Here is a 23517-nt window from a genome sequence, read left to right as displayed (position 1 = left end):
AGTCAGTGGAGGCGCATTATAGGGAGTTCTCAGAAGGCCGCAACCCCTTTTTCGAAAAAACTTTCCGAGTGTTTCTTTTTTCACCAAACCGCCGTTAAACACGCCGTTATTGCTATTTTTTGACCGGTAATTTGCCAAAATCTACAGCAAACTGCTTCACCTGTTCCCAGTCTGTGTACTCAACTTCTTTACTGGAATCCGTTTCACCGCCGGTCATACGCATAATTAGCTGAATCATCACACGATCAAACCAGCCGTATCGTGGATAACGCAGTGCTCCGGCGAACACATTGCACAATGTTGGCTTCCAGGGCGTAGCCAAAAGGAACTTGCTGGTATAGACATTGGTTTGCGGAGTTCGCTTTTCAGGCTTACGCGCAGTGAGGTTAACCGAGAAGAAAGCCGAGGGCATCGCATTGAGCAGATTAACATGGCGCTTAACAAACTTGTCGAGCAGCGGAGAGAAGTGGCCATAGCGAATAGAAGCGCCAATCATCACCTTACCGTAGCGGGCCAAATCAATATTGCCCGCATCTTGCAAATCCATTACATCGCACTCGCCTTCTTCTTTAATTGCATTACCTATATAAGAAGCGATAGCGTGCGTTTGTCCATCACGGCTCGAGTAAAGTACCAGGGCTTTCATCTGCTCTCCTTTCTAATTAATGATGACTACTCTTTCCAGAAGGTAGGCGTAAACAGTACTAACAGGGTAAACACTTCCAGACGACCAAACAGCATAGTCACGATCAATATCCATTTCGCGACATGATTCATAGACTGAAAGTTGTCTGCTACCACGCCCAGACCCGGCCCGAGGTTATTAAGTGTTGCCGTTACTGCGGCAAACGCCGAGAAGTTGTCTACGCCCGTCGCCACGATAGCCAGCATGCTGACAATAAACACCAGCGCATAGGCAGAGAAGAAACCCCATACCGCTTCAATGATCCGTTCCGGCAATGCACGATTGCCCAGCTTGATGGTGTAAACCGCGTTCGGATGGACCAGACGTTTCAGCTCGCGCGACCCTTGCAGGTAAAGCAACAGAATACGGATCACCTTGAGCCCACCACCGGTCGACCCTGCGCAGCCACCAATAAAGGCAGAACATAGCAGGAGAATAGGCAGGAACAGCGGCCATTTAGAAATACTGTCTGTGGTGTATCCCGCCGTAGTCGCCATTGATACCACCTGGAAGAAGGCCTGATTCAGCGTTTCCAGGCCTGAGGTGTAAATATCATGCAGCCACAGCACCGAGGTACACACCACTACCAACGTCAGCTGCACGCTGATAAACATGCGAAATTCCGGGTCGCGCCAATAGACTTTAAGATTTCGGCCGCTGAACATCGCGAAATGCAGGCCGTAATTACAGCCGGAGATCAGCAGGAACACAGCGATGATGGTGTTGATAGTGCCGCTATGGAAATAACCGACGCTGGCGTCATGGGTTGAGAAACCGCCCAGCGCAATAGTTGAGAAGCTATGCCCAATGGCGTCGAAAGCCGACATCCCCGCGCCCCAAAGGCAAAGCGCACAAAGGATAGTCAATAATATATAGATGAACCACAGTGTTTTAGCCGTCTCGGCAATACGCGGCCGCATCTTGTGATCTTTTAGCGGACCAGGCATCTCGGCGCGATAAAGCTGCATCCCCCCTACCCCAAGGATAGGAAGAATCGCCACTGCCAGCACAATGATCCCCATACCGCCAAACCATTGCAGCATCTGCCGATAGAACAGGATCGCGTGCGGCAGGCTGTCTAGCCCCACCAGCGTCGTAGCGCCGGTCGTCGTCAACCCGGAGAAAGATTCAAAGAAGGCGTCGGTTACTCCCAGATGCGGACGCTCGGAGAATAAAAACGGCAAGGCACCGACGCTGCCCAGCACGGTCCAGAACAGCACCACGATCAGGAAGCCTTCACGAGGTTTTAGCTCGCTACGCTGTTTTCGGTTGGGGACCCAAAGCAATAGCCCGATGGCCAGCGCAACGAAAAACGTCTCACTGAACGCGCGCCCGGCCCCGTCTCTGTAAATTAAAGCCACTAATCCGGGAATAATCATAGTTCCCGAGAATAGAATGACGAGCACCCCGACAATGCGGGTTATGGCACGGAAATGCATGCTGGCGCGTTCCTCAGCAGATAAATTGCAAAAAAATTAATCAAACGGGCTGCAGAACCAACGAACCACGACTCTGATTAAAGAGCCGATCCGCTATTTCTGCCGCACTCAGGGCGGGCAGCGTGAGACGAAGATCCACCGCTGCGCCGTACTCACTCTGCACTATGCTGCCACCGACCTGCTGCAATAACGTTTCGACCAGCGAGATCTGCGCGTAATCGCACTGCAGCAAAAATTCAGCCTGCGGCACTTTTTCTATCACCGGCAACTGGGCCAATGCCAGCTGAACGCCATTACCGTAGGCGCGAACCAATCCCCCGGTGCCTAACTTAATGCCGCCATAATAGCGAACTACCACGGCGGTTATCTCACCTATCCCACTGCCCATCAACTGACCGAGGATCGGTTTACCCGCCGTGCCCGCGGGTTCTCCGTCATCAGAAAACCCCAACTGCTGCGAATCATTCGGCGGACCGGCGACAAATGCCCAGCAATGGTGCCGCGCCGCAGGATGCTGAACTTTTACCTGCTGGACAAACGCCTTGGCCGCCTCAACCCCTGCCGTAGGTGCCAGCAGGGTAATGAAACGACTCTTCTTTATTTCTTCGCTTATCTCGATCGATTGAGCGGGGACAGGATAAGGCTGCATCAGGCCAGTTTCAGGTCACGAGTCATGTTTTCAACACGGTTGTCGTGAATAACAATATTGTCTTCGATGCGGATGCCACCAAACAGCTTCAATGCTTCAATCTTGTCCCAGTCAAAGTGCTTGCTGAACTTGCCTTCGCGCCACGGTGCCAGCAACGATTCGATAAAGTAGATACCGGGTTCAATCGTCAACACCATGCCTGGCTGAATGATGCGGGTACAGCGCAGATAAGGATATTGTGACGGCGCGGCGAGGTGTGTGCCGTTTTCATCCTGCTGGAATCCACCGACGTCATGCACCTGCAGGCCCAGCGGATGCCCCAGCCCGTGCGGCAGGAAGGGCCCCGTCAAATCCTGTTCGACCATTGCCTCTTCACTGATATCAACAATAATTTCGTGCGCCTTGAGGATACGCGCGATCCGCTGATGCATCTGCACATGATAATCGGTATAACGCACACCCGGCTTGATAGTACCGATCAGTGCCTGCTGTTCGTTGTTTAAATCTTTAACCAGAGCAGCAAAATCGTTGTCACTTTTCGCAGAATAGGTGCGGGTAAGGTCGGCTGCGTAACCGTTGTACTCGGCACCGGCATCAATCAGGAAGCTGCGTATTTCGGCAGGCGGCTGATGCTGCAAGGTGGTGTAGTGCAAAACAGCGGCGTGTTCGTTCAAAGCAACGATATTGCCGTAGGGCACCTCAGTTTCGCGATGGCCGGTGGCGGTAAGGTACGCCATGCTGATGTCGAATTCGCTCATGCCGGACAAGAAAGCTTCTTTCGCCGCGCGATGCCCGCTGACTGCCAGCTTTTGCGCTTCACGCATGCAAGCCACTTCATAACCGGTCTTGTACGCCCGATGATAGTGAAGATAGTCGAGTACCGCTTTCGGATTCAGATGGTCGGCAGAGATCCCCAACTCCAGCGCCCGCCCCTGAGCGTAACCAATATAGGCAACGCGAGACAAATCGGCAGGCAGCTGTTTTCTGATGTCGTCAGGTTTGGCCAGCGGCAGCACCTGAACGTCTTGCGTCCAGAATGAGTCTGGTAGCGGCTCGACGCTGTGCCAGTAGTCAACCGGCGAATAGAACCACAGTTTCGGAGCATTGACGCCATCCACCCACAGCCAGCAGTTTGGAACCTGCGTGACAGGCACCCAGGCCTTGAACTGCGGATTGACCTTGAACGGATAATTATAGTCGTCGAGAAAAGTGCCCAGCAGCTCACCGGAGTGAATCAGCAGAGCATCGAGTTGATTGCGTTGCAGTATTTCCAGCGCACGCGCCTGTAAAACAGCGATATGTTCTTTATAAAGTGTAGAGAGAGATTCCATCGACCTGTCCTTTACTGGATTCATACGATTAATGCAAAACGATGCCGCATCTTATCACAGCCAACCGTCGCTCGTAGCCCCGCTGGCTTTGTGATCTTGTCAGCAAATATCAATCAGTCCGTTTGCATTTCATTAACATCAAAACCACACTCCATTCATCTGGTCATACCAGATCATCACCGATGATTCAGGAGAGACACATGCTTTATCAAGGCGAAACATTACACCTGCACTGGCTCGAAGACGGCATTGCCGAGCTGGTGTTTGCTGCTCCAGGCTCCGTCAACAAGCTAGACACCCAGACTGTAGCAAGCCTGGGCGAAGCAATTACCGTGCTTGAACAACAAACTGAACTCAAAGGGCTGTTACTGAGCTCGGCCAAATCGGCATTTATTGTCGGCGCAGACATCAACGAGTTTTTATCGCTGTTTACTGCACCGGCTGAAAAACTGCATGACTGGCTGGGCTTTGCCAACAGCATTTTTAATCGCCTGGAAGATTTACCCGTACCGACCGTCTCGGCGATCAGCGGATACGCGCTGGGCGGCGGTTGCGAATGTGTGCTCGCGACCGATTTCCGTATTGCTACGCCAGACACTCGCATCGGCCTACCCGAAACAAAACTGGGGATTATGCCCGGCTTCGGCGGTTCAGTACGTTTGCCTCGACTGCTAGGCGCCGACAGCGCGCTTGAGATTATCGCCGCAGGTAAAGATGTCAGCGGCAGCGAAGCACTGAAAATCGGCCTGGTCGACGCGGTTGTCAGCGTAGATAAACTGCATGAGTCTGCCCTGGCTACTCTGCGTCAGGCGATTGAAGGCAAGCTTGACTGGAAAGCCGCTCGCCGTCCGAAACTGTTGCCATTAAAACTCAGCCCTATCGAAGCGGCGATGAGTTTCAGTGTAGCAAAAGGGATGGTGCTGCAAACCGCAGGCAAACATTATCCGGCCCCAATGACCGCAGTGAAAACCATCGAAGCAGCGGCGAAATTAGGACGCGATGAGGCTCTGGCGCTGGAAACTCCCAGCTTTGTCTCCCTCGCCCAGTCCCATGAAGCCCATGCTCTGGTCGGTATCTTCCTGAACGACCAGTTCATTAAAAGCAAAGCCAAAAAACTGGCGGGCAACAATGGCAAGCCTGAACAGGCGGCAGTGTTAGGCGCGGGGATTATGGGCGGCGGCATTGCTTATCAATCGGCGCTGAAAGGTGTGCCGGTTATTATGAAGGATATCAACGACAAATCGCTGCATCTCGGCATTAACGAAGCCTCTAAACTACTCAACAAACAGCTGGAGCGCGGCAAAGTTAGCGGCCTGAAGATGGCACAGATCCTGTCTACTATTCAGCCGACACTCAATTACAGCGGCCTTGAACGCGCGCAAATCGTCGTCGAAGCCGTGGTCGAGAATCCAAAGATTAAAGCGGCGGTGCTGGCCGAGGCTGAAGCGCTGCTCGACAGCGACGCGATACTCGCGTCTAACACCTCAACCATTCCTATCGATACGTTGGCTGCCGCGCTTAAGCGCCCGGAAAACTTCTGCGGGATGCATTTTTTTAATCCGGTGCATCGGATGCCGCTGGTCGAGATTATTCGCGGCAGCAAAACGTCAGATCAAACTCTGTCGCGCATCGTGGCTTACGCTTCGGCGATGGGTAAAACGCCTATCGTGGTCAACGATTGTCCAGGATTTTTCGTCAACCGCGTGCTGTTCCCCTACTTCGCCGGATTTAGCCTGTTGGTACGTGACGGCGCTGATTTCGCCCAGATTGATAAAGTTATGGAGAAACAGTTTGGCTGGCCGATGGGCCCGGCTTATCTGCTCGACGTGGTTGGCATCGATACCGCCCACCATGCTCAAGCGGTGATGGCCAACGGCTTCCCGGATCGGATGGCAAAGGACTATCGCGACGCCGTGGATATTCTGTTTGACGCCGAACGCTTTGGTCAAAAAAATCAGCACGGTTTTTATCGCTACAGTGAAGACAGCAAAGGCAAGCCGCGTAAAGAGCAGGACCCCAAAGTTGCCACACTGTTGGCAGCGACAGACATAAAACTGACAAACTTCAACCCGGAAGAAATTATCGCCCGAATGATGATCCCGATGATCAATGAAGTTGTCCGCTGTCTGGAGGAAAAGATTATTGCCAGTCCTGCGGAAGCCGATATGGCGTTGGTCTACGGCATTGGCTTCCCGCCATTCCACGGCGGCGCTTTCCGTTATCTGGACAAGATTGGCAGCGCCAACTATCTCGCAATGACCGAGCAATACGCTCATCTTGGCCCAATGTATGAGGTACCTGCCGGTTTGCGCCGCAAGGCAGAAACCAACGAAAGCTATTATCCGCAGGCCGAACCGCTGGCTGAGCTTAACACTGGCCGTCAGGCATAAGGACCGAAATCATGGAAAATGTAGTCATTATTGATGCGGTCCGCACGCCAATGGGCCGCTCCAAAGGTGGGGCTTTTCGCAACGTCCGCGCCGAAGATTTATCCGCGCACCTGATGCGCGCCGTGCTCTCGCGCAATCCAGGGTTTGATGCCAAAGAAATCGACGATATCTACTGGGGCTGTGTGCAACAAACGCTGGAGCAGGGTTTTAACGTAGCGCGCAATGCCGCGCTGCTGGCAGAGATCCCGCATAGCGTTCCGGCAGTCACGGTTAACCGGCTGTGTGGCTCTTCGATGCAGGCTTTGCATGATGCAGCACGCACAATTATGGTCGGCGATGCCGATATCAGCCTGATCGGTGGCGTTGAGCACATGGGGCATGTGCCGATGAGTCACGGAGTTGATTTTCATCCGGGCCTGAGCCGCACCGTGGCAAAAGCGGCCGGAATGATGGGGCTGACCGCCGAGATGTTGGCCAAAATGCATCATATCAGCCGCGAAATGCAGGATCAGTTTGCTGCCCGCTCCCACCAGCGCGCTCACGCGGCGACGGTAGCGGGATATTTTGCCAACGAGATTGTGCCGACTTATGGCCATGATTCTGATGGGGGTTTGTTTAGTCTGAATTATGACGAGGTGATCCGCCCCGAAACCACTGTCGAAGGGCTTTCGGCACTGCGCCCGGCGTTCGATCCGGTCAACGGCACAGTGACTGCCGGTAGCTCGTCGGCCCTGTCTGACGGCGCGTCGGCGATGCTTATCATGAGTGAATCGCGTGCAAAATCGCTGGGTCTGAAAGCTCGAGCAAAAATTCGCTCTATGGCGGTTGTTGGCTGCGATCCGTCGATTATGGGCTATGGCCCAGTACCCGCGACGCAGCTGGCATTGAAACGAGCTGGCCTTTCCGTTGAGGATATCGGCCTGTTCGAACTTAACGAAGCCTTTGCCGCCCAGTCGCTGCCGTGTATCAAAGATCTCGGGTTGCTGGAAAGTATGGAAGACAAAGTGAATCTCAACGGCGGCGCTATCGCTCTGGGTCATCCACTGGGCTGCTCAGGCGCGCGAATCTCTACTACGTTGCTGAACCTGATGGAGCGTAAAGATGTGCAGTTTGGCGTAGCGACCATGTGTATCGGTTTAGGTCAGGGGATTGCGACGGTCTTTGAGAGGGTTTAGCGGGAGAAGTTTGCATATAAGAGAAAGCGGGCTTGATACCCGCTTTCTCTTTAACAAATTTAGATAAAGGCAAAAGCATCGCCAAACATACGATCTTCCACCGCACCGCGCTCGGCGCAGAAACGCTCGCGGGCAACTTTAGCCATTTCAAAACGACCAGCGATATAAATGTCATGTTCGCTCAGTGATTCAAAATCTTGTAATACCGCGCTCAACACGTTACCGCTTCTACCCTGCCAGCCGTCTTCGAACTGCTCGACTACCGGTATCACTTTCAAATTCGGGTGTACCACGCTCAATGCTTCCAACTCGCCTAAATCATACAAGTGTTTAAGCTCGCGGCCGCCCCAGTAGATAGAGATATCTCGATCTGGATGCTGCGCCAACTCGGTAACCAAAATCGAACGTACGTAAGAGAAACCAGTGCCGCCAGCAATCAGTACCAAAGGACGATCGCTGTCTTCGCGCAGCCAGGCATCGCCGTGCGGCAAATCGACATTGATCGTTTGCTCTTTCAAAATACGATCCATCACGGCCATTGCATACAGGTTCATCTCAGAGGCACCAATGTGCAATTCAAGATAATTTTTCTCTGAAGGCACAGAGGCGATGGAAAACGGACGTTTGTCACGCTCATCCATCACGACCATCAGATATTGACCGGCACGAAATGAAAAGGAGACTTCAGGTTGCAGGCGAACCCGATATACGGTGTCGGTTATGGCCTCAACTGAGGACACTTTACAGCTCATTATTGTCATGCGTTCCCTCTGAGGGTCATCAATCTACACGGATGGTAAACTTGGCCGGCTATAAACCACAACCTCATTTACCAGTCGATAGTAATTTTAATTATTTACCGTTGCCGGGCTTTTTATTGCTGAATACGTCCAGCTCATCCCAGATAGCATCAACACGATCGCGCACTTTAGGGTCCATCACAATAGGTCGTCCCCACTCGCGCTGCGTTTCGCCCGGCCATTTGTTGGTCGCATCCATACCCATCTTGGAACCCAAACCGGAAACCGGAGAGGCAAAATCCAGATAATCGATCGGCGTGTTTTCGACCAGAACGGTATCGCGCGCCGGATCCATACGGGTGGTAATCGCCCAAATCACGTCTTTCCAGTCGCGTGCGTTAATGTCATCGTCACACACAATAACAAATTTGGTGTACATAAACTGCCGCAGGAATGACCAGACGCCCATCATGACGCGCTTGGCGTGACCGGCATACTGCTTCTTCATGGTCACAACGGCCAAACGGTAGGAGCATCCTTCTGGCGGCAGATAAAAATCGACGATCTCCGGAAATTGCTTTTTAAGGATAGGCACAAAGACTTCATTTAGCGCCAATCCCAGTACCGCAGGTTCATCCGGCGGGCGGCCAGTAAATGTCGAATGATAAATAGCGTCTTTGCGCTGGGTAATGTGTGTCACGGTGAAAACCGGAAAGCTATCTATTTCATTATAGTAGCCCGTGTGGTCGCCGTAAGGGCCTTCCGGTGCCATTTCGCCCGGCTCGATATAACCTTCGAGCACGATTTCCGCACTGGCAGGGACCTCGAGGTCATTGGAGATGCATTTGACTACTTCGGTTTTATTGCCGCGCAATAAACCAGCAAACGCATATTCAGAAAGCGTGTCAGGAACCGGTGTTACCGCACCAAGAATAGTTGCCGGATCGGCACCCAGCGCGACAGAAACCGGGAAACGTTTGCCGGGATTCTGCTGACACCACTCCTGGAAGTCCAGCGCACCGCCGCGATGAGACAACCAGCGCATGATCAGTTTGTTCTTGCCTAACACCTGCTGGCGATAAATCCCCAGATTCTGACGTGGCTTGTGTGGCCCACGAGTAACGGTCAGACCCCAGGTGATAAGCGGCGCAGCATCTTCAGGCCAGCAGTGCATCACCGGAATACGACCCAGATCAACATCTTCGCCTTGCCAAATCTGTTCCTGACAAGGGGCAGAACTCAGACACTTGGTCGGCATATTCAGCACTTGCTTGAATTTCGGCATCTTGTCGTAGAAATCACGGAACCCACGCGGCGGTTCAGGCTCTTTAAGAAATGCCAGCAGTTCACCCACGTCGCGCAGGGCGCTAACGTCTTCCTGACCCATCCCCATGGCAACTCGCTCGGGTGTGCCGAACAGATTGCACAGAACCGGCATGTCATAGCCTTTTGGATTTTCAAAAAGCAACGCCGGGCCGCCCGCACGCAAGGTACGATCGGCAATTTCGGTCATTTCAAGATAGGGATCTACAGTCTGGGTAATACGTTTAAGATCACCCCGCTTTTCAAGCAAAGACAGGAAGTCACGCAGGTCACGATATTTCATACGAGGCACGTCATTATAAGTTTTGTTACCGAATTTAGGAGGCAGTATAAAGCCTGTCGGACGCCATGGCTGCTTTTTTCAATTTTATTGAACCAAAAATCAGCGACCAACAGACTTTTCAATCATTAGCAGCAGTTGAACGGAACAAGACTGGCAAGAGCTTGTGTGTCCTGATATTCCTGCGTCTCATGGCCATGGCGGAACACTTTAAAGCCTTCATTTCTGGCGCTGTAATAGCGTAGATCGTTACCTGATACATGCAACATGCTGCCTTCACGCAGCGCTACTACAGACTCGCTCGGATTAACCGCACAAAATTCTGCAATGCGTTCATCGCGGGTTTCACCCATGTGACCACTGATATGCGCGTCAATATAATGTGGATTGATTTGTACCGGGAACAGCCCTAAAGCAGGCAGCACCACCGAGTTACGCACTGGCATATCATTAGTTGTTCGAATACTTGGCGTCGCTACATTACAGCCCGCACTCCAGCCGATATAAGTCACTTCACGTTCACGCACAGCGCGTTGAACAGGAATAATCAGACCTTTTTCATGCAGCATCTGATTCAGCATCCAGGTGTTGCCACCGCTGACCAGAATACACTGAGCCTGCTCGATGGCTTCAGAAGGAACGCCCGCATGATGGATACTGCCCACCTTGATACCCAACGCCTGCTCTAGCTCCAAAGCCTTTGCGTCGTAGTCGCTGCGCAGCAATGCATAGGGGATTAAAACCGCCGAAGTAATGTTTCGCGCCTTAAACGTCGCCTTGATCTGCTCATGGGCATAGCCCAAAGGTTGGCTGTCGCTTGAAAGCTTACCGTTGCTAAGTAGGAACAACTCCATATTTTTCTCCGAAGATATCTATTAATCTGAATGTTAACATCACTGGTGGTGAGGGACCTTACAACGGCTATTTATCCCTTAAAGCTTTTGTTATTCTCAACGTGTTAGTCACGAGGAAAAACGAAAAATGGAAAGCTGGTACTTACTGTATTGCAAACGAGGTCAACATGTTCGCGCCCAGGAACATCTCGAGCGTCAAAACGTTCAATGTTTAGTACCGACGATCAAGTTGGAAAAAATGGTGCGTGGCCGCCGGACCATGGCAGATGAACCTCTGTTTCCAAATTATATGTTTATTGCATTTGACCCTGAAAAAATTCATACCACGACTATCAGTGCCACCCGCGGTGTTAGCCACTTTGTCCGTTTTGGACACCAGCTTGCCAGGGTAAACTCGGATGTTATCGAGCAGATAATACATCAACCGCCAACCGGTGTCCGCGATCCCGAGACACCGCATGAGGGAGACCAGGTGCTGATTATTGAAGGCGTATTTGAGGGGTTACAAGCTATTTATACTGAACCCGACGGCGAACGCCGCTCCCATCTGTTGCTTAATCTACTTAACAAACAGGTGAAACAAAGCATCTGTAACACCGAGTTCCAAAAAATCTGAGTTACTCTTTCCCTATAGCCTGAATAACCGGCGGGCATTTTCGTCGGTTACTCTTGCCAGCCATTCCGAGTCTTCATCTTTGCCACGCCACAAGGCAACTTGCCTGACAATATGTGGCAGGAAACCAGGTTCGTTTCGACGATTTTTCGGCTTGTTTTCCATATCTCTGGGCAACAGATAAGGCGCGTCGGTTTCCAATAGCAATCGTTCAGCAGGAATTAACGGCAGCATCTCACGCAGCTCCAGCCCGCGACGTTCATCGCATACCCAGCCGGTTATACCTATTGAAAGCCCGAGAGAAAGGTAGTGTTCCAACTCTTGCTGGCTACCAGTAAAGCAGTGTACTACTGCGCCGGGCAAGCGTGGCAGCCAGGGTTCAAGCAGCTCTGCAAAACGGGGATGAGCATCGCGACAGTGCAGAAATACCGGCAAATCCAGCTCGACTGCCAGACTCAGCTGAGCGGTAAAAGCGAGTTCCTGCTCGGCTGGCGTAGAAAAGTTACGATTGAAATCCAGCCCACACTCACCAATGGCAACAACCTCAGGCGCGGCGGCCAGAGTCCGTATCACCTGCTCGACTTCTGCATTCCAACTGCTTGCCCGGTGTGGATGCACACCCGCTGTCGACCAGCAGAAATCAGCGTATTCGGCCGCCAACGCCTGAGCCTGTTGACTCTCTTCCAGCGAAGTACCGGTAATCAACATACCGGTCAACCCTGCTTGTCTTGCGCGTTCAACCACCGCAGCGCGATCTTTGTCAAATTGGTTACTGGTTAAATTCAGGCCGATCTCAAACATAGCGCTCTCTCAAAACAGAAACCGCCCAACAGGGCGGTTTTAAAATTTAAATCTTATCGCTTACGGCTCATCGGAATCCGTATCCGAATCCTCTGCGTTTGCGTTGCGTCCTTTGCCGACATAATAACGGGCACAGAACACACCAATCTCAAACAGGATGTACATCGGGATCGCCAACAGTGTTTGCGAGAATACGTCCGGAGGAGTCAGCAGCATCGCCACAACGAAAGCACCGACCAAAACATAAGGTCGTTTCTTGCGTAAGTCGGCTGGGGTAGTGACCCCGGTCCAACACAGCAGGATAATCGCAATCGGCACTTCAAAAGACACTCCGAAGGCCATGAAGATAGTCATGACAAAATCGAGGTATTTATTGATGTCGGTAGCAATCTCTACGCCTGCCGGTGCTGTTTTCGCAAAGAACGCGAACGCCAGTGGAAACACCAGAAAATACGCGAAAGCCATGCCGAGATAAAACAGCGCCGAGCTTGAGAACAGCAATGGCATCATCAGACGGCGTTCATGCTTGTACAGCGCTGGCGCGACAAAACCCCATACCTGATACAGGATGAAAGGTGCAGACACAAACACCGAAACAATCATGGTCAGTTTGATAGGCGTGAAGAACGGCGAAGCTACATCCGTTGCAATCATGCTCGCGCCCGCAGGCATGACTTTGATTAGAGGAGCAGAAACCAGGTCGTAAATATCATTGGCAAAGTAAACAAGAGCCAAAAACACCACAATCACACAAATAATGGAGTTCATCAGGCGCTTACGCAGTTCTATCAGATGGCTGATAAGCGGTTGTGTATCGTCAACAGCCATGTTTAGCGTTCACCCGTTGTTTGTGAAGAAGGAGCAGGTTTTACCGCCGATTGGTTTTCGACCACTGGCGCAGGCCTTGAGGCAGGTGCAGACGCAACGTTTGGTTGAGCAGCAGGTTCTGACGCTGGCTTGGCCATCGGCTGAGCAACCGGCGTAACAGTAGGCTCCATCGCTGGGATAACAGTCGATTGCGCTGTATGTTCCGCCGAAGGTGCCATAGCCGGCGAAGCTGCATGTTCTGCAGTCGGGCTTACCGCCGGTGATTCCGCTACATGTTCGGCAGATGCCGGAGAAATACCTTCATCATGATGCGCTTCTGCATCCCTGAGCACAGGATTATGAATGGTGTTTCCTTCAGTAGCATCGGCTATTGCCTGGTCGGCCGGGCTGAGATTCTCATGAATAGAGCGCTTCATAGAAGATGCCGCCTCTTTCAAATCATCAATGGATGCTTTGATTTCAGGAGATAAATTCTTCAATCCGGCTTCTTCAGCTTTCTTCAGGCTATCCTGCAACTCTTGCAGTTTGAACTCTTGATTCAGCTCGTTTTGCACCGATGCAGCCATCGATCTCAAAGTGCGGATCCAGCCTGCAACAGTTCTTACCGCAACAGGTAAGCGTTCTGGTCCAAGGACAACCAAACCAATAACGAACACCAGTAATAATTCACTAAACCCAATGTCAAACACGGCTTATACCTGCTCTTTGTTTTGACTCTTAGTTTCTTCTGCTTTCACTTCCGGCTTAGTGGCATCAATTGACTTGGCCGAAAAATCTGCATCAGACCCGGTTGTTTCATTTTCTTTACGTGCCTTGGCCGCATCGTCATCATTCATGGCTTTTTTAAAGCCCTTGATAGATGCGCCAAGATCGCTACCGAGGCCACGCAGTTTTTTGGTACCAAACAGCAGCACCACGATTACCGCTATGACCAGCCAGTGCGTAAGACTAAATGCACCCATGGTATTCACCTCAATTTAATAAGAATTAACAGTTGTCGCAGAGACGACGCATAACATCAATTATAGATTTTATGGCTTACTCGGTCTTACTGGTTCGTTTCCATCCGAAAATCCAGGAGACCACTCCGGCAGCAATAAGCCAGGCGGGATAAACTTCAACTTTACCCACCATTAAAACTGCACCACTAATCAACAACACTGCGCCAATACCTAAAAGATATTGGGATTGAACTTCACGCACCGATTGCGTTTCAATACGCTGCGTAAGCTTTTCAATATTGTGCTGCATCAGCTGCTGCTGTTTTAAGCTGTCGTATACCAGTTCAGGAAGCTCAGGGAGTTTCTCAATCCAGAATGGCGCCCGATCTTTAAAGGCACGCACCATGGCCGGTAAACCAATTTGATCTTTTATCCAGCTTTCCAGGAACGGCTTGGCCGTGGTCCAGAGATCTAGCTGTGGATAAAGCTGCCTGCCAAGGCCTTCAACATAGAGCAGGGTTTTTTGCAGCAAAACCAGCTGTGGTTGAACCTGCATGTTGAAACGTCTGGCGGTATTAAACAGATTTAATAACACATTACCGAAGGAAATTTCTGCCAGCGGCTTTTCGAAAATCGGCTCACACACGGTACGGATAGCGAACTCGAACTCTTCGACGTTGGTATCACGCGGAACCCAACCAGAATCAACATGCAGCTCTGCAACTTTACGATAATCGCGGTTGAAGAATGCAATAAAGTTCTCGGCTAGATAACGTTTATCAGCTTTGTTTAATGATCCAACTATGCCGCAATCTATGGCTATGTAGCAAGGATCTTCAGGTGTTTCATAGCTAACAAAAATATTGCCTGGATGCATATCCGCATGGAAAAAGCTGTCGCGGAATACCTGAGTGAAAAACACCTGAACACCGCGCTCGGCCAATATCTTCATATTGGTACCCTGCTTTTCAAGCGCAGCCACGTCTGAAATCGGGATACCGTAAATACGCTCCATGACCAGCAAACGCTCGCGGCAGTAATCAGAATAGACTTCGGGAACATACAGCACCGGGTCATTCTCGAAATTTCTGCGCAGTTGGATAGAGTTAGCCGCTTCGCGCAGCAGATTCAGCTCGTCCAGCAGCGTTTTTTCGTATTCTCTGACCACCTCACGCGGGCGCAGACGACGGCCATCAGGCAGCAATTTAGAAACCCATCCGGCCAGACGTGCCATCAGACGAGTATCCGCCTTGATGATTGGCATGATGTCAGGGCGAATAACCTTGAGTACGACCTTCTTGCCATTCTCTTTCAGGACGGCAGTATGTACCTGAGCTATAGAAGCGGATGCCAGCGCATTTTGATCGAAATCATCAAACCAGGTTTCAATCGGTCCGCCCAGCGCGAGCTCGATATGCTTGCGTGCCAGCGCGCCATCGAAAGGCGCTACGTGATCCTGCAACAAAGCAAGTTGATCGGCAACATGTGGGGGAAAGAGGTCGCGGCGGGTTGACAGCATCTGACCAAACTTGATCCATACCGGCCCGAGTTCCTCCAGGGCCAGACGCAGACGCGTGCCAAGCTGTTGGTCTTTGTGGCGGAACGGGATCCAGAAGAACAGATAGCGCCCGAGTCTCAAAGGCAGCGTCAGTTTAATCTTGGGGATCAGTTCATCGAGGCCATAAGTTAGAAATACCCGAATGATCAGATACAGGCGACGCATTTCACCTGGAGTCATTAATTCCCTCCCAGTAGTTTGTTCAAGCGCGCTTCCAGCGCGTTGGCCTGACGCTCGACGGCAGAAACTTCATCATTAAACCAGGCGGCCTCAAGCGCGCCCGGCGCAAGTTTCCACTCTTCGGTAAGAGCCTGTGCAATCTGGCCCTGATGTTTTTTCACGCCTGCGGTCAGGAAACGAAAACCACCCGCGACGGCCTGGCTGATACCCTGCGCGGCGATATCGCCGATGTAAGGTGCCAGCAACTCGGCAGGCTCCCACTCGGACATATCCATCAATGCAGAGAATTGTTGCACAACCTGAATGTCACCTTCGACATTCAGCTCGCCGCTGCGAATAAGCGGAGCAAGCTGTTGGCGGTCACGTAGTTTTCGCAGCGTAGAGAGACGAGTAATAACCGTGCAATCTGCACTGCCGTCCCACTGCCCCAATACATCAATTTTTTGCTCACTGAAGATTAGCGTCAGCGGTGAACTCAGTTCCTGTAACTCGATACGCAAGACTTTGCCAGCCAGACGAAGCCTTGCGGCTTTCATACTGCGATCCTTAAACAGCAACTGATTAAGGGCAGTTTCAATGGCAGCGGTCAATAACGGAGTCAACAACATCGGCATTTCCATATCAGAACTTGAAACCCCGATGCAGCGCAACGATGCCACCAGTGAGGTTGTTATAAGTCACGTTCTCAAAGCCTGCATCAGACATCATACCCTTGAGGGTTTCCTGATCTGGATGCATACGAATAGATTCTGCCAGATAGCGATAACTTTCGGCATCCTGCGCCACCAACTCGCCAATTCTTGGCAAAATGTGGAATGAATAAGTGTCGTAGGCTTTGCTCAACGGAGCGATCAGCGGCTTGGAGAATTCCAGCACCAACAGTCGGCCGCCTGGCTTGAGCACGCGGAACATCGAGCGCAGCGCTTTTTCTTTTTCGGTCACGTTACGCAAGCCGAAAGAAATGGTGATGCAGTCAAAATAGTTATCCGGGAAAGGCAGTGCTTCGGCGTTGGCCTGAACGTAGCTGACATTACCCACGATGCCGTTGTTGCGCAGCTTTTCGCGGCCCATTTTCAGCATTGAATCATTAATGTCGGCCAGCACGACCTCGCCCTGCTCACCGACCAGACGAGAGAACTTGGCGGTCAAATCACCAGTACCCCCTGCGAGATCTAAAACGCGCTGCCCACGGCGCACGCCGCTACAGTCGATAGCATAACGCTTCCAGATACGATGAATACCGAATGACATCAGATCATTCATCAGGTCATATTTCGCGGCCACAGAGTGAAAGACTTCAGCTACCATCTCTGCTTTGTTGTTTTTGGCTACGGTACGAAATCCAAAGTGTGTAGTTTCTGGTGAATCTACATTTTCCTGCGTCTGCTTTTCCATGTTTCTGCCTGCTTATTCAGTATATCGCCTGGTGCAAAGTGTACCAGAACCCCGGGGAAAGCCCCATCACCGATGCGATTCTCGCCGCACGCGGTGATCAAGGTACGGAATTATCGTTCACTCTCTGAGCAAAAAAATTAAAAATGTTTTGAGGAAGCGGCCTCGGCGTCAGCGGACTGACTCTCTTCATCGTCTGAAGCGGCCGTTTCGGTCGACAGATGCGCCCTCTCCCGTAATTGACTCTCAGCCTCTGTGTCATCTAAAGAGGGCTGATAATCTGGGTCGTCTTCCACGCTAGCCTGCTCGGCAAGCGCCGGACTAATAGGCCGTTTTACTTCAACGCCCAATGCTCTAAAGCCTTCAACCTGGCCGATAAGATTACCACGGCCTTGGGCAAGTTTGTTCATTGCAAGGCGATAACTTGCCTGCGCCTTATCAAGACTTTGCCCCATCGACTGCATGTCATCAACGAACAATCTGAGTTTGTCATACAGCCGTGCCGCGCGATCGGCAATGCGTTTGGCGTTCTGGCTCTGATGCTCATAGCGCCACAGATTGCTGATAGTACGCAGAGCAACGAGTAAGGTCGTCGGGCTAACCAGCATAATATTATGATTCAACGCTTCGCTGATAAGTTCAGGCTCGCGATCGATAGCGACTAAAAAAGCGGGTTCGACGGGAATGAACATCAGCACATAATCGAGGCTTCGCAAGCCGGGTAACTGTTGGTAATCCTTGCGCCCCAGCAAGCGAATATGTCCGCGTACAGAGGTGATGTGCTCGTTTAGCGCCGCTTCACGTTCGAGATCGTCCTCGCTGTTGAAATAGCGCTCGTATGCCACCAGCGACATCTTGGCATCAATTACCACGTCCTTATTTTGTGGTAATCGCACGACTACGTCTGGCTGCATGCGACTATTATTTTCAGTCTGCACACTTACCTGTGTTTGATACTCATACCCTTCGCGCAGGCCAGAAGCCTCGAGCACCCGGCTCAGCACCACTTCGCCCCAGTTGCCTTGGGTTTTATTGTCACCCTTTAGCGCCTTGGTTAGATTTAGCGCCTCGCGGGCCATTTGGGCATTTAACTGTTGAAGACTGCGGATCTCGTGGGTCAGAGTATGTCGCTCGCGGGCTTCCTGACCGAAGCTATCCTGCACCTGACGACGAAAGCCGTCGAGCTGCTCACGCAGTGGCAGCAGCAGTTTGTCGAGACTTTGCTTGTTTTGTTCGTCGGCACGACGGCCTGTTTGTTCAAAAATACGGTTGGCGAGATTTTCAAACTGGCTATTCAGACGCTGCTCACTGTTGATCAATAGTCGCTGTTTCTCTTCGGCGGCCATTCTTGTTTCATCGAGTCGAGTCACAACTTCACGCAGTTCAGCCTCTTGCGCGCTGTTAACCTCACGCTGGGCCCGCAGCTCCTGATTAAGCTGCTCACACTCGTTTTGCCAATGTGCCAGCAGCTGCAGTTTTTCGGCACTGGCCGCCTGAGCGCTGTGCAAGGTCCGCAGCTCCAGCTCGCTTTCACGTTGCTGTTGCCTGGCCTGCAGTAGATCACTTTGCGACGCAACTTTCTCGTTCGCTAGTTGTGCCTGTGCCTGCTCAAGCAATTTATAGCGGGTATCGCTGTCTGCCTGCACCTGCTGCTGGCGCATACTGGCAATTAGCCAGCCCAGTAAAAGGCCGATCAAACCTGCACCCACCGCGTAAATGATGCTGATATCCACCGATTTTCCCCTGTGTAAGTCTCTTGAGGGTCAAGGTAAATGCATACTGTATGGATGTCCAGATGCTTTTAAATCGCCAGCCAAAACTTTGCGAGACGTCTTCCAGAAAACGGGTCCCAATAGCCTTTTACTGCGGATTTACTATTTAATTAAAACCATTGGCTAAGCCATTTAATGCCAAACGCCCCCGGAGCCAAAATACCAAAGCCCCAGACCAGCGCCGAAGTAAAGTTTGCCAGCTGGAAGTAGCGTTGCGGCATTCCGCAAATTCCTGCCACCAGCGGAACAACAGCACGTAATGGGCCAAAGAAGCGACCAATAAAGGCACCAGGCATCCCCCAGCGTTCAAAAAATGCGTGACCACGTACCAGCATTTGCGGATGTTTTTTGAATGGCCAAATATGCGGCACGCTGTCGCGATAGTGGGAACCGATCCAATATGACAGCCAGTCGCCAAAAAATGCCCCGGCTGCAGCTCCGGCAAATATTGGCCAGAAAGGGATGCCCGTTTCACCAATCAATGCCCCTACACCCAGCAGGATCACCGTGGCTGGAAGTAATAAAGAGAGGAAAGCCAGCGACTCGCCAAAAGCGAGGAAAAACGCGATCGGTGCAGCCCAGGTCTGATGTTGGCGTACAAACTCCGTAACGTATTGAATAACTTCGTTGATGCTCAAAAAGACCGCCTCTATTACTAATCTAAAAAAACCTATGTTCCAATATTTAAAGGCAGGCTATCTCAACCAAACCTTAACAGAGGGCTTATTCCAGATAACGACTTCGCAGTTCTTCACGCACTTCGGCAGTCAAACCGTACTCTTTTTCCAACCAGTTATCCGTGCTGCCATAGAGATTGGTGATAGCGTTTATCGCGGTATCAATGAACAGTTCCTTGACTGAAAGCACATAGCTGAACTTTTCCAGTGCTTCTGGTGGCAGGGTTACCGAGAGTTTATCGAGCATGTTCTCGCGGAAGGTTGCCAGCGTGGTTTCGGTCAGTAAATAATCTTCTTTGATGGTGTTCCAGTCAGCGCCCAGCGCCAGCAATACGATCATTGATCCGATGCCGGTGCGATCCTTGCCTACCGCACAATGCTGGACCAGCGCACCGCCTCCGGATTGCAATAACAGACCCACCAGCTTTTTATAGGCATCGTTATTAAATGGCAAACGACGATAAAGCTCCTGCATAAATTCCTGCGGATCAAATTCAGCGATAGTTTCTGCCGTCAGCCTTTCAAGATTAGCGTTTACCACGTGGCTCAGCGGATTCGCCGGCGCGTGATGATACTCGCAGCCGGCCCATAGAATATCGGGCTTGGCTGCGACTTCATCGGCATCGCGATAGTCGAGAATGTATTTGACCGGAATGTTGCTCAGAAACTGCTGATCCTGCTGGGTCAGGTTATCCAGCGCGCCTGAACGGTAAAGCCAACCGCGTTTGATGCGTCGGCCATCAGCTACGGTATTACCGCCAAGATCGCGAAAATTAACGCCGCCTTCCAGAAGCGTTAGCGAGGGGTGCAGGAAAATAGTTGCCGTCATAGAGTCTCTTATTATTCAAAGGTCAGTGCTAAGACCATACCAGATAGCCCGAAAAAGATAAAAAAATGGGCCACCCATTGGCAGCCCTTATCAGATACACGGTTAACGCCTGTTACGCCGCATTATCAGGAAAAAATCAGGTTATTATCAGGATTAAATCAGGCGGCGCGCAGCCTCAACTACAATTTTCACCGCATGACTTTCTGTCTGCTTCATGGTTTCGGCGTTTGGGATCTCTTGCTGAGTACGATTGACGATTACGCCCGCCACCATACCAGCACGCAGACCTTGGCTCGCACACATGGTCAGCAGGGTCGCCGATTCCATTTCATAGTTCATGACTCCCATCTCCTGCCACTCTTGCATCGATTCTTTGAAACGACGAACCACGCGGCCTGAGTAGGTATCGTAACGCTCCTGGCCAGGGTAGAAAGTGTCAGAGGAAGCCGTCACGCCGATATGAATATTTGCGCCGACCGCCTTCGAGGCCTCAACCAGCGCGGTTGTGCAGGCGAAATCTGCCACGGCCGGAAATTCCATCGGTGCAAAATGCAGGCTCGCACCATCAAGGCGGACTGCTGCAGTCGTTACCAGTACGTCGCCGACATTAATATGCGGCTGAATTGCGCCAGTGGTCCCGATGCGCAAGAAAGTGCGGATGCCAAGCTGAGCCAACTCCTCCACGGCGATTGAAGTTGAAGGTCCACCGATGCCGGTAGAACAGACAATGACCGATTTGCCATCAAGCTCTGCGCGCCAAGAGGTAAACTCGCGGTGTGAAGCCAGGCGTACCGGGTTCTCCATCAGTCTGGCGATTTTTTCTACGCGCTCGGGATCCCCTGGTACGATGGCCAGAGTGGCGCCCTGCAAGCTGCTTTTGGTCAGGCCAAGATGGAAAACTTCAGACTGAGACATAATTGAACTCCTTTTTAATTCGGTCATTTATAACGAGCATAATATCTCCTTACTTTATCGCTCATTGCAGCTTAATTTTGTGATGCGAATCGCTAAGCGACACTACAATTACCATCGATTACATTTTAAATGTGATAGAAATCACAAAATTTTGAGCAATTAAGCCGATCTATCATGATTAATCCCTGCGGTCTTAATGCCTAACCGGTCAAATTTCGCGCGCCTAAGCATTTTTTACATAAGGTGCAGGCAGATGACAGGCTATGGTTGTTGATGTGATCATTTTATGGCTTATAGTTTAGAAACTGAGTCTTTATTTCGAAAATCCGATTCATCGTTTTAAAAGAAAAGTATTTACCCTTGTATGGAGACTGCAATGAAGACTGATGATTTAATACAATTAAAACAAGCACCTGACAGTTTCTCCCCTGCCGTTACGCCTGTATCCGCTACCACTATCCACACCGATACTGAAGGCCTGCACGCGGGCGAAACTACCATCCCATCGCAGGGAGAAAATCTGCCTGCCTATCTGGCAAGACCGGCCGAACACACTGGCAAACTGCCGATTGTGCTGGTGGTTCAGGAGATCTTTGGCGTACATGAGCACATCCGCGATCTCTGCCGCCGACTGGCTAAAGAAGGCTACCTGGCGATCGCGCCTGAGCTGTATTTCCGTCAGGGCGATCCTGCCGACTACACCGAGGTCGGTGAGCTGCTGGAGAAACTGGTTAGCAAAGTTCCTGACCAACAGGTGCTGGCGGATCTGGACCATGCCGCACACTGGGCCGCTCAGCACGGTGGTGACGCCAGCAAATTGGCGATCACTGGTTTCTGCTGGGGAGGTCGTATCACCTGGCTTTATGCTGCTCATAGCCCGCAACTCAAGGCTGGCGTTGCGTGGTACGGCAAGTTGGTGGGCAATAAAACGCTAAGCACGCCAACTCATCCTGTCGATGAAGCGGTTGACTTAACGGCTCCGGTATTAGGACTGTACGGCGGTCAGGACACAGGTATTGCTCAGGATACGGTGGAAAGTATGCGTCAGGCGATACGTGCCGCCAATGCCAATGCCGAGATCGTGGTTTACCCTGAAGCCGGGCATGCATTTAATGCCGATTATCGCCCAAGCTATAACGCGGAAGCCGCGGCCGATGGCTGGCAGCGCATGCTGGCGTGGTTTGCCAAATATGGCGTGAAGTAAATCTTTCGAGCGCATTAATAGAATTTTCCATTAATGGAATCAAAAAGCCCCGAGGCATTTACCCCGAGGCTTTTTTAATGCTCATGCAACATGAACAATAAGTTAAAAATAAATAGTTAAGACTGATTAGGCTGCCCGTTCGAGGCACTTAAGCCTCCATCAACCGGCAGATTAACGCCGGTAACAAAGCGGGCGTCATCGCTGGCAAGGAAGGCAATCACCGAGGCAATCTCTTCAGGCTCGGCACCACGACCTAGCGGGATTCGTTCAGCGAATTTCGCCAGTAACGCCTTGTTGTCTTTGATGTCACCGGCCATGTCGGTCAGCGTGAGACTCGGACAGACAGCGTTGACACGCACACCGTCTGCACCGTGGTCCATTGCCAGAGAGCGGGTAAAATTAGTCACGGCTCCTTTGGCGGCATTATAGAAGCTCATGCCCCAGTCACCGCCCAGACCTGAAACCGATGAAACATTAACAATATTACCTTTGCTCTTTTTCAAGGCATCGATAAAGAAGCGCGTCGCGTAGAACACGCCACTGACATCAATATCGAGAATTTTCTTCCAGTCATCAATGCTGGCTTCATTGACTTTACCCTGCACCACCACACCGGCATTGTTTACCAGCACGTCAACGCGGCCAAACTTGTCCAGCACCACTTTGGCAAGTTTTTCAACATCCTGCGGATTTGAGATATCGGCGACGTGGATATAATAGTGGGTATTTTCCAGCGTGTTAGCCACCTTGGCCAACTTGACTTCAGTGCGTCCGACCAGCACAACAATGGCTCCTTCAGCCGAGAAGCGTTGCGCGGTTGCAGCTCCCATACCAGAACCTGCGCCAGTGACGACGACCACTTTATCTTTAAATCGGCTCATCTTTGTCTCCTTACGTTGAATCATTAATCAACTATTGTCTAAAGGGCTTACTCCTTTCAG

The 23517-nt window shown here is 51.4% G+C and carries 23 protein-coding genes; 4 read left to right on the top strand and 19 right to left on the bottom strand.

Translation table 11 applies throughout. The features are described 5' to 3' along the window. Nucleotides 1-112: 112 nt before the first annotated feature. From hemG to pepQ, 4 genes are read right to left on the bottom strand one after another with little or no spacing between them, the layout of a single operon-like run. The gene (hemG, locus tag SPM24T3_RS20860; protein WP_009638812.1) at nt 113-646 is read right to left on the bottom strand and encodes a menaquinone-dependent protoporphyrinogen IX dehydrogenase; all 534 of its coding nucleotides are present in this window, start codon (nt 644-646) and stop codon (nt 113-115) included. A 26-nt stretch (nt 647-672) separates the two neighbouring features. Beyond that, nucleotides 673-2124 (bottom strand): Trk system potassium transporter TrkH, encoded by a 1452-nt coding sequence (trkH, locus tag SPM24T3_RS20855; protein ID WP_009638810.1) that lies wholly within the window; start codon nt 2122-2124, stop codon nt 673-675. Nucleotides 2125-2164: 40 nt separating this feature from the next. Beyond that, entirely contained in the window at nt 2165-2773 is a 609-nt protein-coding gene (locus tag SPM24T3_RS20850) for an IMPACT family protein (protein WP_009638809.1), read from the bottom strand. After that, nucleotides 2773-4104, bottom strand: a complete 1332-nt coding sequence (pepQ, locus tag SPM24T3_RS20845; protein WP_009638808.1) for a Xaa-Pro dipeptidase — start codon at nt 4102-4104, stop codon at nt 2773-2775. Before pepQ ends, SPM24T3_RS20850 begins: the two co-directional genes overlap by 1 nt. A gap of 200 nt (nt 4105-4304) precedes the next feature. On the opposite strand from pepQ, the gene fadB reads away from it, so the two are divergent. Further along, nucleotides 4305-6494 carry a fatty acid oxidation complex subunit alpha FadB gene (fadB, locus tag SPM24T3_RS20840; protein ID WP_009638807.1) on the top strand — a complete coding sequence of 730 codons (2190 nt, stop codon included), beginning with the start codon at nt 4305-4307 and terminating at the stop codon, nt 6492-6494. Between the two features lie 11 nt (nt 6495-6505). Further along, nucleotides 6506-7669 (top strand): acetyl-CoA C-acyltransferase FadA, encoded by a 1164-nt coding sequence (gene fadA / locus SPM24T3_RS20835; protein WP_009638806.1) that lies wholly within the window; start codon nt 6506-6508, stop codon nt 7667-7669. A 59-nt stretch (nt 7670-7728) separates the two neighbouring features. Here fadA and fre read toward each other — a convergent pair whose 3' ends face one another. From fre to pepE, 3 genes are all read right to left on the bottom strand, one after another. Further along, nucleotides 7729-8430, bottom strand: coding sequence for an NAD(P)H-flavin reductase (fre, locus tag SPM24T3_RS20830; protein ID WP_009638805.1), 702 nt, complete (start codon nt 8428-8430; stop codon nt 7729-7731). Nucleotides 8431-8521: 91 nt separating this feature from the next. Further along, nucleotides 8522-10015, bottom strand: coding sequence for a 4-hydroxy-3-polyprenylbenzoate decarboxylase (gene ubiD, locus SPM24T3_RS20825; protein ID WP_009638804.1), 1494 nt, complete (start codon nt 10013-10015; stop codon nt 8522-8524). A gap of 125 nt (nt 10016-10140) precedes the next feature. Continuing rightward, nucleotides 10141-10866 carry a dipeptidase PepE gene (gene pepE, locus SPM24T3_RS20820; protein ID WP_009638803.1) on the bottom strand — a complete coding sequence of 242 codons (726 nt, stop codon included), beginning with the start codon at nt 10864-10866 and terminating at the stop codon, nt 10141-10143. Between the two features lie 127 nt (nt 10867-10993). On the opposite strand from pepE, the gene rfaH reads away from it, so the two are divergent. Further along, nucleotides 10994-11482 carry a transcription/translation regulatory transformer protein RfaH gene (gene rfaH, locus SPM24T3_RS20815; RefSeq protein ID WP_009638802.1) on the top strand — a complete coding sequence of 163 codons (489 nt, stop codon included), beginning with the start codon at nt 10994-10996 and terminating at the stop codon, nt 11480-11482. Nucleotides 11483-11494: 12 nt separating this feature from the next. Here rfaH and tatD read toward each other — a convergent pair whose 3' ends face one another. From tatD to udp, 11 genes are all read right to left on the bottom strand, one after another. Further along, nucleotides 11495-12280, bottom strand: coding sequence for a 3'-5' ssDNA/RNA exonuclease TatD (gene tatD, locus SPM24T3_RS20810; protein WP_009638801.1), 786 nt, complete (start codon nt 12278-12280; stop codon nt 11495-11497). Between the two features lie 60 nt (nt 12281-12340). Beyond that, nucleotides 12341-13108, bottom strand: a complete 768-nt coding sequence (gene tatC / locus SPM24T3_RS20805) for a Sec-independent protein translocase subunit TatC (protein WP_009638799.1) — start codon at nt 13106-13108, stop codon at nt 12341-12343. Between the two features lie 2 nt (nt 13109-13110). Next, the gene (gene tatB, locus SPM24T3_RS20800; RefSeq protein ID WP_009638797.1) at nt 13111-13797 is read right to left on the bottom strand and encodes a Sec-independent protein translocase protein TatB; all 687 of its coding nucleotides are present in this window, start codon (nt 13795-13797) and stop codon (nt 13111-13113) included. 3 nt (nt 13798-13800) lie between these two features. After that, a complete protein-coding gene (tatA, locus tag SPM24T3_RS20795) occupies nt 13801-14070 on the bottom strand; it encodes a Sec-independent protein translocase subunit TatA (protein ID WP_009638796.1) in 270 nt (89 codons plus the stop codon). A gap of 76 nt (nt 14071-14146) precedes the next feature. After that, nucleotides 14147-15787, bottom strand: a complete 1641-nt coding sequence (ubiB, locus tag SPM24T3_RS20790) for a ubiquinone biosynthesis regulatory protein kinase UbiB (protein ID WP_009638795.1) — start codon at nt 15785-15787, stop codon at nt 14147-14149. Next, nucleotides 15787-16395, bottom strand: coding sequence for an SCP2 domain-containing protein (locus SPM24T3_RS20785; protein ID WP_009638794.1), 609 nt, complete (start codon nt 16393-16395; stop codon nt 15787-15789). Before SPM24T3_RS20785 ends, ubiB begins: the two co-directional genes overlap by 1 nt. Before the next feature lie 13 nt (nt 16396-16408). Then, entirely contained in the window at nt 16409-17182 is a 774-nt protein-coding gene (gene ubiE, locus SPM24T3_RS20780; protein ID WP_009638793.1) for a bifunctional demethylmenaquinone methyltransferase/2-methoxy-6-polyprenyl-1,4-benzoquinol methylase UbiE, read from the bottom strand. 137 nt (nt 17183-17319) lie between these two features. Continuing rightward, nucleotides 17320-18912: a DNA recombination protein RmuC gene (rmuC, locus tag SPM24T3_RS20775; protein WP_009638792.1), complete on the bottom strand. Its 1593-nt coding sequence runs from the start codon at nt 18910-18912 to the stop codon at nt 17320-17322. Between the two features lie 149 nt (nt 18913-19061). Continuing rightward, nucleotides 19062-19589, bottom strand: a complete 528-nt coding sequence (locus SPM24T3_RS20770; RefSeq protein ID WP_009638791.1) for a DedA family protein — start codon at nt 19587-19589, stop codon at nt 19062-19064. Nucleotides 19590-19674: 85 nt separating this feature from the next. Continuing rightward, nucleotides 19675-20457, bottom strand: coding sequence for a tyrosine-protein phosphatase (locus tag SPM24T3_RS20765; RefSeq protein ID WP_009638790.1), 783 nt, complete (start codon nt 20455-20457; stop codon nt 19675-19677). A 153-nt stretch (nt 20458-20610) separates the two neighbouring features. Beyond that, nucleotides 20611-21372, bottom strand: coding sequence for a uridine phosphorylase (gene udp, locus SPM24T3_RS20760; protein WP_009638789.1), 762 nt, complete (start codon nt 21370-21372; stop codon nt 20611-20613). Nucleotides 21373-21748: 376 nt separating this feature from the next. On the opposite strand from udp, the gene SPM24T3_RS20755 reads away from it, so the two are divergent. Continuing rightward, nucleotides 21749-22576, top strand: a complete 828-nt coding sequence (locus tag SPM24T3_RS20755; RefSeq protein WP_009638788.1) for a dienelactone hydrolase family protein — start codon at nt 21749-21751, stop codon at nt 22574-22576. A 116-nt stretch (nt 22577-22692) separates the two neighbouring features. On the opposite strand, the gene SPM24T3_RS20750 is transcribed toward SPM24T3_RS20755, so the two are convergent. Beyond that, nucleotides 22693-23457 carry an SDR family NAD(P)-dependent oxidoreductase gene (locus SPM24T3_RS20750; RefSeq protein WP_009638786.1) on the bottom strand — a complete coding sequence of 255 codons (765 nt, stop codon included), beginning with the start codon at nt 23455-23457 and terminating at the stop codon, nt 22693-22695. Nucleotides 23458-23517: the final 60 nt, after the last annotated feature.

It is taken from the genome of Serratia sp. M24T3, assembly GCF_000257645.1.
GTDB lineage: Bacteria > Pseudomonadota > Gammaproteobacteria > Enterobacterales > Enterobacteriaceae > Rouxiella.
The sequence above is the reverse complement of the archived record's forward strand: the minus strand, read 5'-3'. Positions and strand labels throughout refer to the sequence as shown.

Excerpts from the sequence above, each read along its gene's own strand:
- hemG (WP_009638812.1), bottom strand. The coding sequence starts at position 646 with ATGAAAGCCCTGGTACTTTACTCGAGCCGTGATGGACAAACGCACGCT.
- trkH (WP_009638810.1), bottom strand. The coding sequence starts at position 2,124 with ATGCATTTCCGTGCCATAACCCGCATTGTCGGGGTGCTCGTCATTCTA.
- SPM24T3_RS20850 (WP_009638809.1), bottom strand. The coding sequence starts at position 2,773 with ATGCAGCCTTATCCTGTCCCCGCTCAATCGATCGAGATAAGCGAAGAA.
- pepQ (WP_009638808.1), bottom strand. The coding sequence starts at position 4,104 with ATGGAATCTCTCTCTACACTTTATAAAGAACATATCGCTGTTTTACAG.
- fadB (WP_009638807.1), top strand. The coding sequence starts at position 4,305 with ATGCTTTATCAAGGCGAAACATTACACCTGCACTGGCTCGAAGACGGC.
- fadA (WP_009638806.1), top strand. The coding sequence starts at position 6,506 with ATGGAAAATGTAGTCATTATTGATGCGGTCCGCACGCCAATGGGCCGC.
- fre (WP_009638805.1), bottom strand. The coding sequence starts at position 8,430 with ATGACAATAATGAGCTGTAAAGTGTCCTCAGTTGAGGCCATAACCGAC.
- ubiD (WP_009638804.1), bottom strand. The coding sequence starts at position 10,015 with ATGAAATATCGTGACCTGCGTGACTTCCTGTCTTTGCTTGAAAAGCGG.
- pepE (WP_009638803.1), bottom strand. The coding sequence starts at position 10,866 with ATGGAGTTGTTCCTACTTAGCAACGGTAAGCTTTCAAGCGACAGCCAA.
- rfaH (WP_009638802.1), top strand. The coding sequence starts at position 10,994 with ATGGAAAGCTGGTACTTACTGTATTGCAAACGAGGTCAACATGTTCGC.
- tatD (WP_009638801.1), bottom strand. The coding sequence starts at position 12,280 with ATGTTTGAGATCGGCCTGAATTTAACCAGTAACCAATTTGACAAAGAT.
- tatC (WP_009638799.1), bottom strand. The coding sequence starts at position 13,108 with ATGGCTGTTGACGATACACAACCGCTTATCAGCCATCTGATAGAACTG.
- tatA (WP_009638796.1), bottom strand. The coding sequence starts at position 14,070 with ATGGGTGCATTTAGTCTTACGCACTGGCTGGTCATAGCGGTAATCGTG.
- ubiB (WP_009638795.1), bottom strand. The coding sequence starts at position 15,787 with ATGACTCCAGGTGAAATGCGTCGCCTGTATCTGATCATTCGGGTATTT.
- SPM24T3_RS20785 (WP_009638794.1), bottom strand. The coding sequence starts at position 16,395 with ATGTTGTTGACTCCGTTATTGACCGCTGCCATTGAAACTGCCCTTAAT.
- ubiE (WP_009638793.1), bottom strand. The coding sequence starts at position 17,182 with ATGGAAAAGCAGACGCAGGAAAATGTAGATTCACCAGAAACTACACAC.
- SPM24T3_RS20765 (WP_009638790.1), bottom strand. The coding sequence starts at position 20,457 with ATGACGGCAACTATTTTCCTGCACCCCTCGCTAACGCTTCTGGAAGGC.
- udp (WP_009638789.1), bottom strand. The coding sequence starts at position 21,372 with ATGTCTCAGTCTGAAGTTTTCCATCTTGGCCTGACCAAAAGCAGCTTG.
- SPM24T3_RS20755 (WP_009638788.1), top strand. The coding sequence starts at position 21,749 with ATGAAGACTGATGATTTAATACAATTAAAACAAGCACCTGACAGTTTC.
- SPM24T3_RS20750 (WP_009638786.1), bottom strand. The coding sequence starts at position 23,457 with ATGAGCCGATTTAAAGATAAAGTGGTCGTCGTCACTGGCGCAGGTTCT.